A 14,802-nucleotide genomic window follows, 5' to 3' on the forward strand; every position below is an offset into this window, starting at 1 on the left:
TTGTAGGAGCGGGTCTGCGGGGGCTGGTCGAACGGCCATGCCCGCAGACTCGCAATCCGCAATATGCGAGCATTGCTCGCTCCTGCAAGTGTGTAGCGGTTATAGATGAAAACCCCCGTCTGGTTCCCCCAAAGTTTTTTCTCCCGCACCCTCTGGCTGGTGCTCATCGTCGTGCTGTTTTCCAAGGCGCTGACCCTGGTTTATCTATTGATGAACGAGGACGTGCTGGTGGATCGCCAATACAGCCACGGCGTCGCCCTGACGCTGCGCGCCTATTGGGCCGCTGACGAAGAAAATCGCGCGAAGATCGCTGACGCCGCCACCCTGATCCGGGTGGTGGGTGCCGGCGTGCCGGAAGGCGAACAGCACTGGCCCTACAGCGAAATCTACCAACGGCAAATGCAGGCGGAACTCGGTGCCGACACCGAAGTGCGATTGCGCATGCACTCGCCGCCGGCATTGTGGGTTCGCGCGCCGAGCCTGGGCGATGGCTGGTTGAAAGTCCCGTTGTATCCGCACCCGTTGCGTGGCCAGAAAATCTGGAACGTGCTCGGCTGGTTCCTGGCGATCGGTTTGCTGTCGACCGCCTCGGCGTGGATTTTCGTCAGCCAGCTCAACCAACCCTTGAAACGTCTGGTCTACGCTGCCCGGCAACTCGGTCAGGGTCGCAGCGTGCGCCTGCCGATCAGCGATACGCCAAGCGAAATGACCGAGGTGTATCGCGCCTTCAACCAGATGGCCGAAGATGTCGAACAGGCCGGCCGTGAGCGTGAATTGATGTTGGCAGGGGTTTCCCACGACTTGCGTACACCGTTGACCCGATTACGGCTGTCGCTGGAGTTGATGGACGACCGCAACGACCTGACTGACGACATGGTGCGCGATATCGAAGACATGGACGCGATTCTCGACCAGTTCCTAGCGTTCATCCGTGATGGTCGTGATGAGTCGGTGGAGGAGGTCGATCTCAGCGATCTGGTGCGTGAGGTGGCGGCACCGTACAACCAGAACGAAGAGAGGGTGCGCTTGCGCCTCGAGCCGATCCAGCCGTTTCCGCTACGTCGGGTGTCGATGAAACGCCTGTTGAACAACTTGATCGGCAACGCCTTGAACCATGCTGGCAGCAGTGTGGAAGTCGCCGCCTATGTGTCCGGTGATGTCAGCGCGCCGTATGTGGTGCTGAGCGTGATGGACCGTGGGGCGGGGATCGATCCTTCCGAACTTGAAGCGATTTTCAACCCGTTTACCCGAGGAGATCGGGCGCGGGGCGGCAAGGGCACCGGGTTGGGGCTGGCGATCGTGAAGCGGATTGCTTCGATGCATGGCGGCAATGTTGAGTTGCGTAACCGGTCTGGGGGTGGGCTTGAAGCGCGGGTGCGGTTGCCGTTGGGGCTGATGTTGCCGCGGGATGCCGTTTAAAACATAAACCCTCACCCCAGCCCTCTCTCTGTATGTACCGGAGACATGGTGGACACATGTTCGGAGACATGGTGGACGGTTTTAGATCTTCTTACCTGCCGTAACGATCTGCAAGTNGGTGATGAGCAATGTGTCTATTAAAAAGTGTCCACCATGTCTCCGAACACCTGTCCACCATGTCTCCGGTACATACACTCTCAGAGGGAGAGGGGGCCGACCGAGGTGTCTGGCGTTGTACATCGACCTGAAAGACTGGCTCGATTGTGGATTCGGCACAGCAGGATCAGGTCGGCGTATCTCTTAAGCATCTCCCTATCAGTCCCCTCTCCCTATGGGAGAGGGTTAGGGTGAGGGGCTCTTGCTCTTCGCTCTAGCCCTTACCCTTGGTGCGAGTCATATTCGGCCCGCCATTCTTCTCAAGGTGCTCGATGATGATCCCCGCCACATTCTTCCCTGTGGTAGTCTCGATCCCCTCCAGCCCCGGCGACGAGTTCACTTCCATCACCAGCGGCCCATGATTGGAACGCAGGATATCCACACCCGCCACCGCCAGGCCCATGACCTTGGCAGCACGCAACGCGGTCATGCGTTCTTCCGGGGTGATCTTGATCAGGCTGGCGCTGCCGCCGCGATGCAGGTTGGAACGGAATTCACCCGGTTTGGCCTGACGCTTCATCGCCGCGATCACCTTGTCGCCGACTACAAAGCAGCGGATGTCCGCGCCGCCCGCTTCCTTGATGTATTCCTGAACCATGATGTTCTGCTTCAGGCCCATGAACGCCTCGATCACCGACTCCGCAGCGGTCGCGGTTTCGCACAACACCACCCCAATGCCCTGAGTGCCTTCCAGCACTTTGATCACCAGTGGCGCGCCGTTGACCATGTCGATCAGGTCGGGGATGTCATCCGGCGAGTGGGCAAAACCGGTCACCGGCAAACCGATGCCGCGCCGTGACAGCAACTGCAGCGAGCGCAACTTGTCACGCGAACGGGCAATCGCCACCGATTCGTTGAGCGGGAACACACCCATCATTTCAAACTGACGCAACACTGCGCAGCCATAGAACGTCACCGACGCGCCGATCCGCGGGATCACCGCGTCGAAACCTTCCAGCGGTTTGCCGCGATAGTGGATCTGCGGCTTGTGGCTGGCGATGTTCATGTAGGCGCGCAAAGTGTCGATCACTACCATTTCATGCCCGCGTTCGGTGCCAGCTTCGACCAGACGACGGGTGGAATACAGACGCGGATTCCGCGACAGCACAGCGATCTTCATGCAACACCTGTGGAGGAGGTAGATACCGGGAACACCGGCTTGTCTTGTACATATTTGATGCCCGGATTGACCACCAGATGGCCATCAATCAGGGCTTTGGAACCGAGCAACAGGCGATAGCGCATGGATTTGCGGCAGGCGAGGGTGAACTCGATCGGCCAGACCCGATCACCCAGGGCCAGGGTGGTGCTGATCACATAGCGCTCCTGGGCATGGCCGTTGGAGCTTTTAATGGTTTTGCGCGTTACCAGCGGCGCTTCGCAACGGCGGTGACGCAACTGCACCACCGTGCCCAGGTGCGCGGTGAAGCGCACCCACTTCTCGCCGTCGCGCTCGAACGGCTCGATGTCGGTGGCATGCAGGCTGGAGGTGCTGGCACCGGTGTCGATTTTCGCCCGCAGGCCGGCGACTCCCAAATCCGGGAGCGCCACCCACTCGCGCAGACCGACAACGGTCAAATGGTCAAATGTCTTCAATGGATAAAACCAACGATTAACGCGTCCACGCCTCAGGTGAAACCTGGGCCAACGCTTTGAATGCAGGTTTGGCGAACCAGTACCCCTGCATCAGAAATATTCCACAGTCCGCCAGGAAATCCCGTTCACCGGCGCTCTCGATGCCTTCGGCGATGACTGTAACGTCCAACTCCGCACAGATTGTGACAATCCCCCGGACGATAGCCTGACGAACGCGGTCTTGATCGACATCGCGGATCAGCGCCATGTCGAGTTTGATCAGGTCCGGTTGGAAATCAGCCAGCAGATTGAGCCCCGAATAACCGGCACCGAAATCGTCGATGGCGGTCTTGAAGCCGAATTCGCGGTATTCACGCAGAATATTGGTCAAATGGCGATAGTTATCTACGTGCTCGCTTTCCAGGGTTTCGAAAATCAGTCGGTCGATCGGGAAACTGTGTTTTTTGGCGGCCTCCAGGGTGCTGCGAATGCATAGCTCTGGACGATAGACGGCGTTGGGCATGAAGTTGATCGACAAGTGTGTCTGCATATTAAGGTTGGCCGCGCCTTCGATGGCGCGGGTCCGGCAGAGTTGGTCGAAGCGGTAGCGGTTGTCTTCTGTAACCTGATCTAACACCGTCAATGCGCCTTCACCAGCCAGACCACGGACCAGCGCCTCATGGGCGAAAATCGACTGGTCGCGCAGATCGACGATAGGTTGGTAGGCGAAGTCAAAATCAAAACCCAGCGGTTCGCTTTGCTGGCAGCCCTGGCAACCGGCCTGGGGCGAGGTCAATGAAGACGGAAATTTAGTCACTCGATCACTCCATGCCGCTGAACCGGCGAAGATCACAGTCTATCTGGAGGGCCGAATTCTTGCGCCCGACAGAAACGGTAGTACAGTTCCGACTACTGGCAGAACGAGGAATTCATATGGCGCAAAAACAGGAAGAAGACGACAAGGTCCGTCTCGATAAATGGTTGTGGGCTGCGCGTTTTTATAAAACCCGGGCCTTGGCGAAAGCAGCGATCGAGAGTGGCAAAGTGCATTGTCGGGGCGAGCGCTGCAAACCAGGCAAAGAGCCACGCATCGGCGATGAATTCGAGATTCGTACTGGTTTCGAAGTGCGTACGGTGAAGGTCGAAGCCTTGTCGATTGTGCGTCGTGGCGCGCCTGAAGCGCAGACGTTGTATGCGGAAACCGAAGCGAGCGTGGCAAAACGCGAAGCGGCTGCGGCGATGCGCAAGGCGGGTGCCTTGGGCGTGAGCACCGATGGCAAGCCGAGCAAGAAGCAGCGGCGGGATCTGTTTAAATTTCGTGGGAACAGTAACGACGAGTAGAGCCGTAGTTGCTGTGTTGTCTGTGCTGACGTCATCGCGGGCAAGCCCGCTCCCACAGGTATTTCAGATGCTCACAAAATTTATGTTCACTGAATATCACTGCGGGAGCATGGCTTGCCCGCGATCGAGTGCGCAGCACTCGCCATGGACGACGCGGTATCAGGCGCTACGCACCACACTCATCCGCGAAACAAGCGGCAACTTGCCCAGCAGATTGAAGATCGGCGAAGTCACCTTCACCCAGAAATTCGCGGCGTGATAGGCAAACGGCGTGTAGTAACCCCAGCCCAACGCCCACACCGCCAGCAACATGCCGCCGATGTAATCGTCCTGACCCCAATGCGCGCCGGCCACCAGCCGCGGCAGCATGAACAGCAGCGCCAGGCACCAGATCACCAGGAACTGGCCGACCGTACGGCTGAACACGCCCATGAACAGCGCCCAGATCAACAGCACCGAAGCATGGTCACCGGGGAAGCTCTGGCTGGAGCGATCCTTCAGCTCCCAGGTCTTCTCCAGATGTGGGAAGTAGTCGCTGATGTGCACCGCGCCTTCAAGGACCATCGACGGGCTGCTGTGCTGCCAGTCCATGTGGTCGGCGAACTTGGAAAACAGCGTGCGGATCACCACCATCAACAGCAGGATCGAGAAAAATCCGAAAAAGGCGCGACGCACATCAATCGCCTTGAACACCCAGTCGCCCTTGATCAGCAGCGTCAGCAGAATCAGCCCGACCACAATGTCGAAAGGACGCAGACTTGCAATTGCCCAGATGTGGAGCCATATCGGGTTGCTGGCCAGCGGTGCGTTGAGTGAGCGGAACAGCCACTCGTCGAAAAACACACACAGCGCGTTGCCCGTAGGCCATAACCAGAAAGCCAGTAGCGCCAATGGCACCACATTGCACAGAACCAGCCGGCCGAGGTTCCACCTTTGTTGGAACAAACCCGGATTGTTCATAAAATGCCTCCCATGGCTAAGCAGTCGGCACCAAAATAAGTGCCAAGAAGCGCAAATTTTCATTCTTTGTAACCATTTTGTCACCTCATTCAGATACCCAGACCTATGACCGACCTACCGGATACCGATTACACCCAACGCTTCATCTTTGATGACAGCGACACGCGCGGCGAACTGGTCGCGCTGGAGCGCAGCTACGCCGAAGTCCTCGCCAAGCACCCGTACCCGGAACCGGTCGCGCAGTTGCTCGGCGAATTGATGGCGGCGGCCTCGTTGCTGGTGGGCACCTTGAAGTTCGACGGCTTGCTGATCCTGCAGGCGCGCTCCGAAGGCCCGATCCCGATGCTGATGATCGAGTGCTCCAGCGACCGTGAAATCCGTGGTTTGGCGCGTTACCACGCCGATCAGATCGCGGCGGATGCGACCCTCAGCGACTTGATGCCGAACGGCGTCCTGGCTCTGACCGTCGACCCGACTGTCGGCCAGCGCTATCAGGGCATCGTCGACCTCGACGGCGAAACCCTGTCCGAGTGCTTCACCAATTACTTCGTCATGTCGCAACAGGTCGGCACCCGCTTCCAGCTGTTCGCCGACGGTCGTCGTGCCCGTGGCCTGCTGCTGCAGCAACTGCCCGCCGATCGCTTGAAAGACGAAGAAGACCGCGCCGCCAGCTGGCAGCACATCACTGCGCTGGCCAGCACGCTGACCGCCGATGAATTGTTGAGCCTGGACAATGAAACCGTGCTGCATCGTCTCTACCATGAAGAGCAGGTGCGCCTGTTCGATGTGCAGAAACTGCGCTTCCATTGCAGCTGCTCGCGGGAGCGCTCGGGCAATGCACTGGTCAGTCTGGGTCAGGAAGATGCACAGGCTCTGGTGGTGGAAAACGGCGGCAACATCGAGATCGATTGCCAGTTCTGCAACCAGCGCTACCTGTTTGATGCGACCGATGTAGCTCAATTGTTCGCTGGCGCAGGCGTCGACACGCCGTCAGATACCCGGCACTAAAACGGTTCAGCGCAGGTAAATTCACTGCGTAACGACGGAATATCGCCGTTACGACGGGAGGACCCTACTCTTTTTGGGCTTTTCTGGCATAATCCGGCCCACTTTTTTCGCGGTAGTAGTGCACGACTTTCTACTACAAAACGTTTGGAGCACACTCGGCCACTGGCCGACGGGGAACCTCATGACGCAAGCCAATAACGCCGTGTACACCGATCTGAGTGTTGATGATCTGGTAAAAGAAGCCCTGAACCGCGGTGAGGGCGAGCTTGCCGATACCGGCGCTCTGGTTGTTCGCACTGGTCACCGCACCGGTCGTTCGCCTGTTGACCGTTTCATCGTTGAAGAGCCTTCCACCCAGGCCGCTATCGCCTGGGGCCCGATCAACCGCAAGTTCCCGGCCGACAAGTTCGATGCCTTGTGGGCTCGCGTCGAGGCGTTCAACAACGCGCAAGAGCACTTTGTTTCCCACGTGCATGTAGGCGCGGCCGAAGATCACTACCTGGCCGTGAAAATGACCACCCAGACTGCCTGGCAGAACCTGTTCGGTCGTTGCCTGTTCATCAACCCGGCCCAGTACAACCCGGCTGGCCGTGAAGAGTGGCAAGTGCTCAACGTGGCCAACTTCGAGTGCGTGCCAGAGCGTGACGGCACCAACTCCGACGGTTGCGTGATCCTCAACTTCGCACAGAAGAAAGTGCTGATCGCCGGCATGCGTTACGCCGGTGAAATGAAGAAAGCCATGTTCTCCGTGCAGAACTTCCTGCTGCCGGCCGCTGACGTGCTGCCAATGCACTGCGCCGCCAACATCGGCGAAGAAGGCGACGTGACCCTGTTCTTCGGTCTGTCGGGCACCGGTAAAACCACGCTGTCGGCCGACGAAAGCCGTTACCTGATCGGTGACGACGAACACGGCTGGGGCGAAGGCGTTGTCTTCAACATCGAAGGCGGCTGCTACGCCAAGTGCATCGACTTGTCCGAGAAGAACGAGCCGGTCATCTGGAAAGCCATCAAGCACGGCGCCGTTCTGGAAAACGTCGTCATCGACGACGCCAAGCACGCCGACTACGCCGATGTCAGCCTGACCCAGAACAGCCGCGCCGCGTACCCGCTGGAGCACGTTGCCAAGCGTTCCGAGAAGAACCTGGGTGGCGAGCCAAACGCTGTGATCTTCCTGACCTGCGACCTGACCGGCGTGCTGCCGCCAGTGTCGATCCTCAACGAAGAACAAGCGGCCTACCACTTCCTGTCCGGCTACACCGCTCTGGTGGGCTCGACTGAAATGGGTTCGGGTAGCGGCATCAAGTCGACCTTCTCCACCTGCTTCGGCGCACCGTTCTTCCCGCGTCCGGCCGGCGAATACGCAGAGCTGCTGATCAAGCGCATCCGCGGCTTCGGCTCCAAGGTCTACCTGGTCAACACCGGCTGGACCGGCGGCGGCTACGGCGTTGGCAAACGCTTCAACATCCCGACCACCCGCGCGGTGATCGCAGCAATCCAGAGCGGCGCGCTGATCGGTGCCGCCACCGAGCACCTCGACACCATCAACCTCGACGTGCCACTGGCCGTACCGGGCGTTGAAACCAACCTGCTCAACCCGCGCAACACCTGGGCTGACAAGGCTGCTTACGACGAGGCTGCCAAGGCATTGGCCGGTCTGTTCATCGAGAACTTCAAGAAGTTCGAAGTGAGCGACGCGATCAAGGCTGCTGGGCCTAAGTTGTAAGACTTAGTTCTGGTGAATGAAAAAGCCGCCTCTTGAGGGCGGCTTTTTTGTGGGTGATGGGTTGGGTGTCATTATCAGACCAACTGCCAATATTCCCGCAGCGTTCGCGTTAAACAGCCAGAATAATGCCACTTAAGTAGCCGCGAACTCTAAACGCCGTTCTTCTTCTCTTCAGCCTTCATAGCCATTGCCGCCTGGTATGCAGTACTCGCAGCATCACCACAGCATCAACTTTGATTGTGTAGATGATGTAGTAGTTTGGGGTGACAACCATTTCGCGGGTGCCTTGCGCGATACCTCTTTTGTATAAAGCTGGCTGCTGGCGGACGCTTTCTCCCTTCGATTCGAAAAGCTCATCGAGCTTGATCGCTGCAGCGGGATTTTCCTGGCCGATACGCTCCATGATGTTTTCTCGATCATCCAGCGCCTCTTGGCGCCAGACCAACCTCATCAACGTACTCGCTGACGCAGAGCATCCCGCTTGGCGGCAAATATCCTGCGAGCGTCTTCATCGCTGACGCTGGGTCTTGGGTCATCAATGCTGATTTGTACCTGTTGCTTGACCCATTCTTCATATGCCGCAGCTTCATGCGCTTGTTTCATCGCTTCGGCGCGATCAGGTCGGGCATAGGTTTTTATCTGCAGAGGGTCATAGCTGGAGGCGTCCACATCGAAGTGATTGATACCTACTCCTTGCAGGTAGGTCACCAGTGTTTCAAACCGCTTGAACAGTCGCACCTGACCACTGCGTTGTGCTGCCAGTGAATATTCTTTGTTTCCTTGCTGAATCTGAATTGACCAGCCACCGGGTTTGGCGACGATATGTGCGCTACTGATCGAACCATTCTCAAACAATCGCGCGAGAGTACTGTGATCAATGGTTTCAGTGGTCATGAAGGCAAGCCCTTGGTTGAACAATGGCTCCCATCGTACGCAATCAATAATAGTTTGCAAAATGCAGCTCCTTAAGCTTTGCGCCGAAATCCCAGCGTCAGTGTTCGAGATAGAGGCAGGTAGTTCTAGCTGTGAACGCGCCTGCCGAGGAGTTCGTCAGGCTGGTGCTTTCCAATTGAGCATTTGCTGCTGCGCGACTTGCAGCAGGTCACAGCCATCCTGCGTCAGCAGATAGAGGGCGTGGGTGATGTGGGGGATGTCTTCGACGTCGGCTTGTTTGAAGCTGAGGCAGTAGAGGGTGCGTAGCAGATCGGCGGAGGCGCGCAGGCGCTGGACGGCGCATTCGAGGATGTCTTGCGGGTTGGCCGTTGTGTCGATGATCAGGGGCTTGGTGTCGGTGAGGTTTGATTCGAGTGGGCGGTAGCGATCGGTGTTGAATTGATTCCATGATTTCATAGTGTGTTCTCCAAATATCCTGAATGAACTCACCCCCATCGTGACCAAGCGATGGGAGGTGGACTGTGTTCGGGTTGGTCAACCGAAGGAACACACAAGTCCGGCACGCTTGAAGGCGTCCCAAACACAGCCACCATTAAGCGTGCAGACATTTGAAGTGCCGGCAGCATACAACGGACGTGTTTGTGTGTCCCATCGGGTGACCAAGCCCGAGCCGCTGATTTGGCAGCGACAGTCACGACTATAGAGACGAGCTACACGACGGCGATAGAAGACAAGGAGTCTGTCCTTGTAGGAACAGGACGTAGATTCAATAGGTCATTGCTGACAATCCTTCAGACGTCTTAAACGAGCGCGTTTATCTGCCATCAGTTTCCTGCTTACTTCATCGGAAATGCTTGGCCGAGGATCATCAATGCTGGCTTGGACCTGCCGGATGAACCATGCCTCGTAGGTTTCCTCGTCGCTAGCCTGTTCCGATTCACCGCTCGTACTGTTCATCGTTCTATTTCCTTCTTGGTTAAAAACCTATCGGTCGCCGCTCCGCCTCAGCCAATAACCCGATACGCCGCCGCATCCAGCACACTGGTCGTCAGCCCCGTCGCAGGGGTGTAGATCGAGCCTTTCACCGCCGAGAACGGTACGCCTTTGCTGCCTAAAGACACGTAGCGCTCGCCTTTATCCAGTTCGGTGAAGTAAGTGTAGGAAATGTTGTGCATCCGTTTGTACCGGGCCTCATCGCGGACGATGCCGTCGGTGAGGGTCTTCAGATCGGTCGCGGTCAGATTCAGGGTTTTGTTCAGTTGCACGCCCCAGCGCTTGAGGCAGGCTTCGGCGAAATGACGGACGACGCGGCCCGGTTCCACCAGGGTTTTCAGGTCACTGGCGCTGACAGGGACGCCGCCGTCGGCGGTGGCGTTGCCGGCCATGGTCGCGTGACGGCCGGCCATGGGATAGATGCAGGTTTTGGTGCCGGTGGCGGTTTGCGGGATGACGCAGCTGAAGCCTTTGGAGCGTTCATCGCGGGCGTAGAAGGCGATGTATTCTTTGACGTTGCTGCCGAGTTTGACCCGATCTTCCTGGAAGTTACCGATTCCCGGAACGGGGTCCAGGGCAAAGATGTTCACCGGAATATTTTTAAGTTGAGTGTCTTTCAACATTGCATTGGCCAGCATATGGCAACTTACACCGCCTCGGCTCCAGCCCACCAGGTTGACGCGGGTGGGAATAACACCGTCTTTGCGGAACGTCTTGATAATGCCCTCCTGCAACTTCTGTTGGGTGATGCTGCGGTCGCCATAGTTGTACTTGCGCCAAAACCACGAGCCCTCGGCTTTGACATCTTCAATGGGAATGCCGGCGGCTTTGAGGCGGTTGTATCCGGCTTCGGTCAGTTGTTCGCGTTGCCAGTCGCATTTTCCTTTGATGATATTCAGCGCGTGCTGTACGTTTTCTTCCCAGCCCTTGCCGAACAACGTGCCGCTGAGACCGTACTCCTTGGTTTTGGTAAACAGGTCATCCGCTTGCAGGTTGCCGCTGCCCGGCCCATCGACCACGATCCATTCGGCAAACTCGCGACCGGAATGGTTTGCGGCCAAGGTGGAAATCAATTCGCCGTTCCAGAAGTTTTCATGGGTGGTGTCAAACTTGTTGGAACCCGTGCCGCAAAAAAAGATAGTTAAAACAGTCATGTTTATTGCTCTTGTTTAATGAAAGAGCAGTCAACCTAGTATTGTTCTTTTAAAAGGCAAAGAAGTGGGTTGTTTCGAGATTTGTTGGTTGTTGGGTTTAATTGCGCTGGGCGATTTTAAGTTTTGCAACTTCCAGTAGTTCGCAACCGTCTTGAGTCAACAAGTAAAGCGCCTGAACAATGTTCGGGATGTCTTTGACGTCTGCTTGTTGGAAACACAAACAGTAAAGAGTTTCCAACAGATTGCTGGCAGCGCAAAGACGTTGCTGTGCGGCATCCAGCAGGTCTTCATGGCAGGCGTCCGTGTCGATGACCAGCACCGGATTCTCGCTGTAACTGGTTTTCAAACGGCGGTAGCGGTTGAGGGGCGGGTGCAGTGAGTTCATGGATTAGGCTGTCCTTTGAGAAGTCGCTACGGTGCGATTCAGTCGCGTCGGCCACTATAGGAGGGCATCGGGCTGTGGGACAAGACGGCTGCAATGGACAGAGTTCGTAGGGGTTTTTCCGGTGTTCGGGTATTTGCCCTACGTGTTTTCATGGGCTTTTCAAGGCAAAACCCTTAGCTCGGAATATTCCTACGGGTTTGTCAGGCGCTTCTGAATAAACCTCTGTATGGTGCGCGCCAGAATCTGTGGGACGTTTCCAGACGTCCTATACGCGCATAAAAGGAATTAGGTATGCAGTGGCTACGAATGGCCTTGATTGTGGTGCTGTGGGCCAGTGGTTGCCGTGTAGCAATGGCGGTTGACCTGGATAACGCTCTGGTGCTCGATCATCTGGATCGAACCGGTTGGCCGGAGGCGCTCACCAGCCCGGCGAACGTCGACACGGCCTCGCGCGCCGAAGTGCTGATGTTCGGCAAAGCTCTGCTCGCCAGCGAAGCGCTCGATGAGTCAGGTCTGAAACAACGGTTGGGTGTGCCGCAAGTGCAACTCAAGTCGATCCGGCAAGTGCGCGACGGTTTGTGGGATCACCTGCTGAGCACTTATCGCAGCGCCAGTCAGGACTGTGGCGAACAACCCTTTTGCCCCCAGGTGCGCAGCGTTGCCGACCTTCGCCAGTTGGCGGCGGCGTTTACCGGCGACATCAGTCCGGCCCATGCACTTTGGGCAAGTAGAAGCCAGAGTGTGCATGAACAGGCATTGAACGAGCAGTTGCGAGTGGCCGTACTGCTGCCGTGACCTCTGCTGATTGACGTCTAGGCCATAGCGGCTGCCTGCACCGTCGCACTGGCCGCGAGTTGGGGAAGTTCGTCTGGAAGCCGCATGCATCCGCCTAGCAGCAGGGCGGAGAGGGTGAGGGCGAGTATTAGCTTCAATCTAGAGTGCATGATCATTCCTTTGAGAATTTTTCACGCATCCGCCGTCCGGGCGTGATGCGGGCGAAACAGTGGGTGGGACTTTATCGCGATGCCGGAAAAGACCGCGATAAACAAATTGTGGCGTTTGTTTCAGCCTGTGACCCAGCGTCAGGGGCTGTATCATTCCGAATCGATTTGGCCCCGACCTTTTCTCGACTCGCTGCGATCGCCCGCTAGGCTGTTGGCATGGCAGCAGTCAAAGGAGTGACAGCGAATGCACAACACCCTGGAACAGGTTTTTGGTTATCCACAGTTTCGCCCCGGACAAGAAACAGCGATCAGTGCGGTACTGGCCGGGCGTTCGGCAGCCGCGATTTTCCCCACCGGTTCCGGCAAGTCCCTCTGTTATCAATTGCCGGCGCTGATGCTGCCGAACCTGACGCTGGTGGTCTCGCCGCTGCTGGCGTTGATGCAGGATCAATTGGCATTTCTGCAACGCCACGGCATTTCGGCCGGCAGCATCGATTCGGCGCAGAGCCGCGAGGATGCCAATGACGTGATGGCCCGCGCCCGTTCGGGTGAATTGAAGATCCTGATGATCTCGGTGGAGCGTTTGAAGAACGAGCGCTTCCGCAATTTCTTGCAGCAGGTGCCGATCTCGTTGCTGGTGGTGGATGAGGCGCATTGCATCTCGGAGTGGGGACACAATTTCCGCCCCGACTACCTCAAGTTGCCGGACTATCAGCGTCAGTTCAACATCCCGCAGACCTTGCTGCTGACGGCCACGGCAACGCCGCAAGTCATCGCCGACATGCAGGCGAAATTCTCTATTGCCGCCGAGGATGTGGTGACGACCGGTTTCTATCGGCCCAACCTCAATCTGCTGGTGGAGCCGGTGCGTGGCCAGGACAAGCGTCGGCGGCTGGTGGAGTGGATGGCCGAACGGCCGGGTCAGCCGAGCATTGTCTACGTGACCTTGCAAAAAACCGCTGAACACATCGCCGAACATATGGAACGCAACGGCATTCAGGCCGAGGCCTATCACGCCGGTCTGCCCCACGATAAACGCGAGGCCATCCAGAAGCGCTTCATGGCCGGGCAGTCCAATTGCATCGTTGCGACCATCGCCTTCGGCATGGGCATCGACAAGAGCGACATCCGCAATGTGGTGCACTTCGATCTGCCCAAATCCATCGAAAACTACAGCCAGGAAATCGGCCGTGCGGGGCGTGATGGAGAATCGTCGGACTGCCTCGTGCTGGCCAATCGTGACAGCCTCAACGTGCTGGAAAACTTTGTCTACGGTGACACGCCGGAGCGTGACGGCATTCGTTATGTGCTCGATGAGTTGAAGGCCTCGGCACCGGAAGGGCAATGGGAGTTTCTGCTTGGTCCGCTGGCGGATCAGAGCAACATACGCGCGTTACCGCTGAAGACCTTGCTGGTGCAACTTGAGCTGCGTGGTCTGATCGCGCCGCGCTATGCGTATTACGCCGAATACCGCTTCAAGTATTTGCTCGAACCCGAGGCATTGCTCGAGCGTTTCGAGGGTGAGCGCCGGGACTTCGTTGCGGCGATCATCCAGACGTCGAGCCGTGCGCGTACCTGGGCCACGGTCAGTTTCGAGGCGATGTACACGCAATATTCGGCTGAGCGCAATCGGGTGGTGAAGGCGCTGGATTACTTTCAGGAGAAGGGCTGGGTCGAGCTTGAGAGCAAGCAGATGACCGAGGTCTACAGCTTGCTGCACAGCGACTTTGACAGTGATGTGTTGAGTGGCGAGCTGCACGATTACTTCACTCGCCACGAACAGACCGAAGTCGCGCGGATTCACGCGATGCTTGAAGTGTTCGCCACTGAACGCTGCCTGGGTTATCGACTGGCGGAGTATTTCGGCGATCACGATGCCCCCGAGCGTTGTGGGCATTGCTCGGTGTGTCACGGACAGATTGCTCGTTTACCAGCACCTCCGGAACTACCGGCGCTTGTGGATAAAAACTTCGCAGCACTGTGCGGTGAATTTATCCACAGGCATGAGCAGCACACGGGCAGTGTGCCGACAGCGGAGCGATTGACGCGGTTTCTGTGCGGCATCAGTGTGCCGCTGTTCACCAAGCTCAAGGCGCGGGCGATTTCCGGGTATGCGACGTTGGAGGAGTATCCGTATGCCGAGGTGCGTGGGTGGGCCCAGGAACACCTTTGAGGTTGCATCCATCCGCTGAATGTCGATCATCACGGTAATAAACTTCAAAAACCGTCGATGGCTGACTATGGTGAGAC

General features: G+C 57.4%; 16 protein-coding genes. 6 read left to right on the forward strand and 10 right to left on the reverse strand.

Annotated elements, in window-relative coordinates:
- Positions 1 to 105: 105 nt before the first annotated feature.
- Positions 106 to 1,419, forward strand: coding sequence for an ATP-binding protein (locus ACVVH8_RS01345; protein WP_475228148.1), 1,314 nt, complete (start codon positions 106 to 108; stop codon positions 1,417 to 1,419).
- Positions 1,420 to 1,789: 370 nt separating this feature from the next.
- On the opposite strand, the gene rimK is transcribed toward ACVVH8_RS01345, so the two are convergent.
- Genes rimK through rimA form a run of 3 tightly spaced genes read right to left on the reverse strand, consistent with a single transcriptional unit; the run spans position 1,790 to position 3,967 of the window.
- Positions 1,790 to 2,695, reverse strand: coding sequence for a 30S ribosomal protein S6--L-glutamate ligase (gene rimK / locus ACVVH8_RS01350; RefSeq protein ID WP_007949201.1), 906 nt, complete (start codon positions 2,693 to 2,695; stop codon positions 1,790 to 1,792).
- Positions 2,692 to 3,171 (reverse strand): retropepsin-like aspartic endopeptidase RimB, encoded by a 480-nt coding sequence (gene rimB / locus ACVVH8_RS01355; protein ID WP_016986269.1) that lies wholly within the window; start codon positions 3,169 to 3,171, stop codon positions 2,692 to 2,694. The genes rimK and rimB overlap by 4 nt, the downstream gene beginning before the upstream one ends.
- Before the next feature lie 16 nt (positions 3,172 to 3,187).
- Entirely contained in the window at positions 3,188 to 3,967 is a 780-nt protein-coding gene (gene rimA, locus ACVVH8_RS01360) for a S6 modification regulatory phosphodiesterase RimA (RefSeq protein WP_103304138.1), read from the reverse strand.
- A 116-nt stretch (positions 3,968 to 4,083) separates the two neighbouring features.
- On the opposite strand from rimA, the gene ACVVH8_RS01365 reads away from it, so the two are divergent.
- The gene (locus tag ACVVH8_RS01365; protein ID WP_103304139.1) at positions 4,084 to 4,491 is read left to right on the forward strand and encodes an RNA-binding S4 domain-containing protein; all 408 of its coding nucleotides are present in this window, start codon (positions 4,084 to 4,086) and stop codon (positions 4,489 to 4,491) included.
- A 159-nt stretch (positions 4,492 to 4,650) separates the two neighbouring features.
- On the opposite strand, the gene ACVVH8_RS01370 is transcribed toward ACVVH8_RS01365, so the two are convergent.
- Positions 4,651 to 5,451, reverse strand: coding sequence for a phosphatase PAP2 family protein (locus ACVVH8_RS01370; RefSeq protein WP_475228150.1), 801 nt, complete (start codon positions 5,449 to 5,451; stop codon positions 4,651 to 4,653).
- Between the two features lie 105 nt (positions 5,452 to 5,556).
- Here ACVVH8_RS01370 and hslO point away from each other — a divergent pair, with 105 nt between their 5' ends.
- Together hslO and ACVVH8_RS01380 are read left to right on the forward strand one after the other, a co-directional pair.
- A complete protein-coding gene (gene hslO / locus ACVVH8_RS01375) occupies positions 5,557 to 6,459 on the forward strand; it encodes an Hsp33 family molecular chaperone HslO (RefSeq protein ID WP_103304141.1) in 903 nt (300 codons plus the stop codon).
- 181 nt (positions 6,460 to 6,640) lie between these two features.
- Positions 6,641 to 8,182, forward strand: coding sequence for a phosphoenolpyruvate carboxykinase (locus tag ACVVH8_RS01380; RefSeq protein ID WP_025110978.1), 1,542 nt, complete (start codon positions 6,641 to 6,643; stop codon positions 8,180 to 8,182).
- Positions 8,183 to 8,360: 178 nt separating this feature from the next.
- Here the strand turns inward: ACVVH8_RS01380 and ACVVH8_RS01385 are convergent, their stop codons facing one another.
- The 6 genes from ACVVH8_RS01385 to ACVVH8_RS01410 all read right to left on the reverse strand — a co-directional run bounded on the left by ACVVH8_RS01385 (position 8,361) and on the right by ACVVH8_RS01410 (position 11,608).
- Positions 8,361 to 8,633 (reverse strand): type II toxin-antitoxin system RelE/ParE family toxin, encoded by a 273-nt coding sequence (locus ACVVH8_RS01385; RefSeq protein ID WP_475228153.1) that lies wholly within the window; start codon positions 8,631 to 8,633, stop codon positions 8,361 to 8,363.
- A complete protein-coding gene (locus ACVVH8_RS01390) occupies positions 8,633 to 9,136 on the reverse strand; it encodes a hypothetical protein (RefSeq protein WP_349306215.1) in 504 nt (167 codons plus the stop codon). Before ACVVH8_RS01390 ends, ACVVH8_RS01385 begins: the two co-directional genes overlap by 1 nt.
- A gap of 96 nt (positions 9,137 to 9,232) precedes the next feature.
- Positions 9,233 to 9,532 (reverse strand): hypothetical protein, encoded by a 300-nt coding sequence (locus ACVVH8_RS01395; RefSeq protein WP_475228155.1) that lies wholly within the window; start codon positions 9,530 to 9,532, stop codon positions 9,233 to 9,235.
- A 318-nt stretch (positions 9,533 to 9,850) separates the two neighbouring features.
- Positions 9,851 to 10,033 (reverse strand): antitoxin PaaA2 family protein, encoded by a 183-nt coding sequence (locus tag ACVVH8_RS01400; protein ID WP_103304145.1) that lies wholly within the window; start codon positions 10,031 to 10,033, stop codon positions 9,851 to 9,853.
- Between the two features lie 47 nt (positions 10,034 to 10,080).
- Complete coding sequence (locus tag ACVVH8_RS01405; RefSeq protein ID WP_475228156.1) at positions 10,081 to 11,223, reverse strand: hypothetical protein; 1,143 nt, start codon at positions 11,221 to 11,223, stop codon at positions 10,081 to 10,083.
- Between the two features lie 97 nt (positions 11,224 to 11,320).
- Complete coding sequence (locus tag ACVVH8_RS01410) at positions 11,321 to 11,608, reverse strand: hypothetical protein (RefSeq protein WP_103304147.1); 288 nt, start codon at positions 11,606 to 11,608, stop codon at positions 11,321 to 11,323.
- A 291-nt stretch (positions 11,609 to 11,899) separates the two neighbouring features.
- Here ACVVH8_RS01410 and ACVVH8_RS01415 point away from each other — a divergent pair, with 291 nt between their 5' ends.
- A complete protein-coding gene (locus ACVVH8_RS01415; protein WP_475228159.1) occupies positions 11,900 to 12,403 on the forward strand; it encodes a polysaccharide deacetylase in 504 nt (167 codons plus the stop codon).
- A gap of 393 nt (positions 12,404 to 12,796) precedes the next feature.
- Complete coding sequence (locus ACVVH8_RS01420) at positions 12,797 to 14,725, forward strand: RecQ family ATP-dependent DNA helicase (RefSeq protein WP_475228161.1); 1,929 nt, start codon at positions 12,797 to 12,799, stop codon at positions 14,723 to 14,725.
- Positions 14,726 to 14,802: the final 77 nt, after the last annotated feature.

This window comes from Pseudomonas trutticola BRTCR10 (assembly GCF_056155105.1).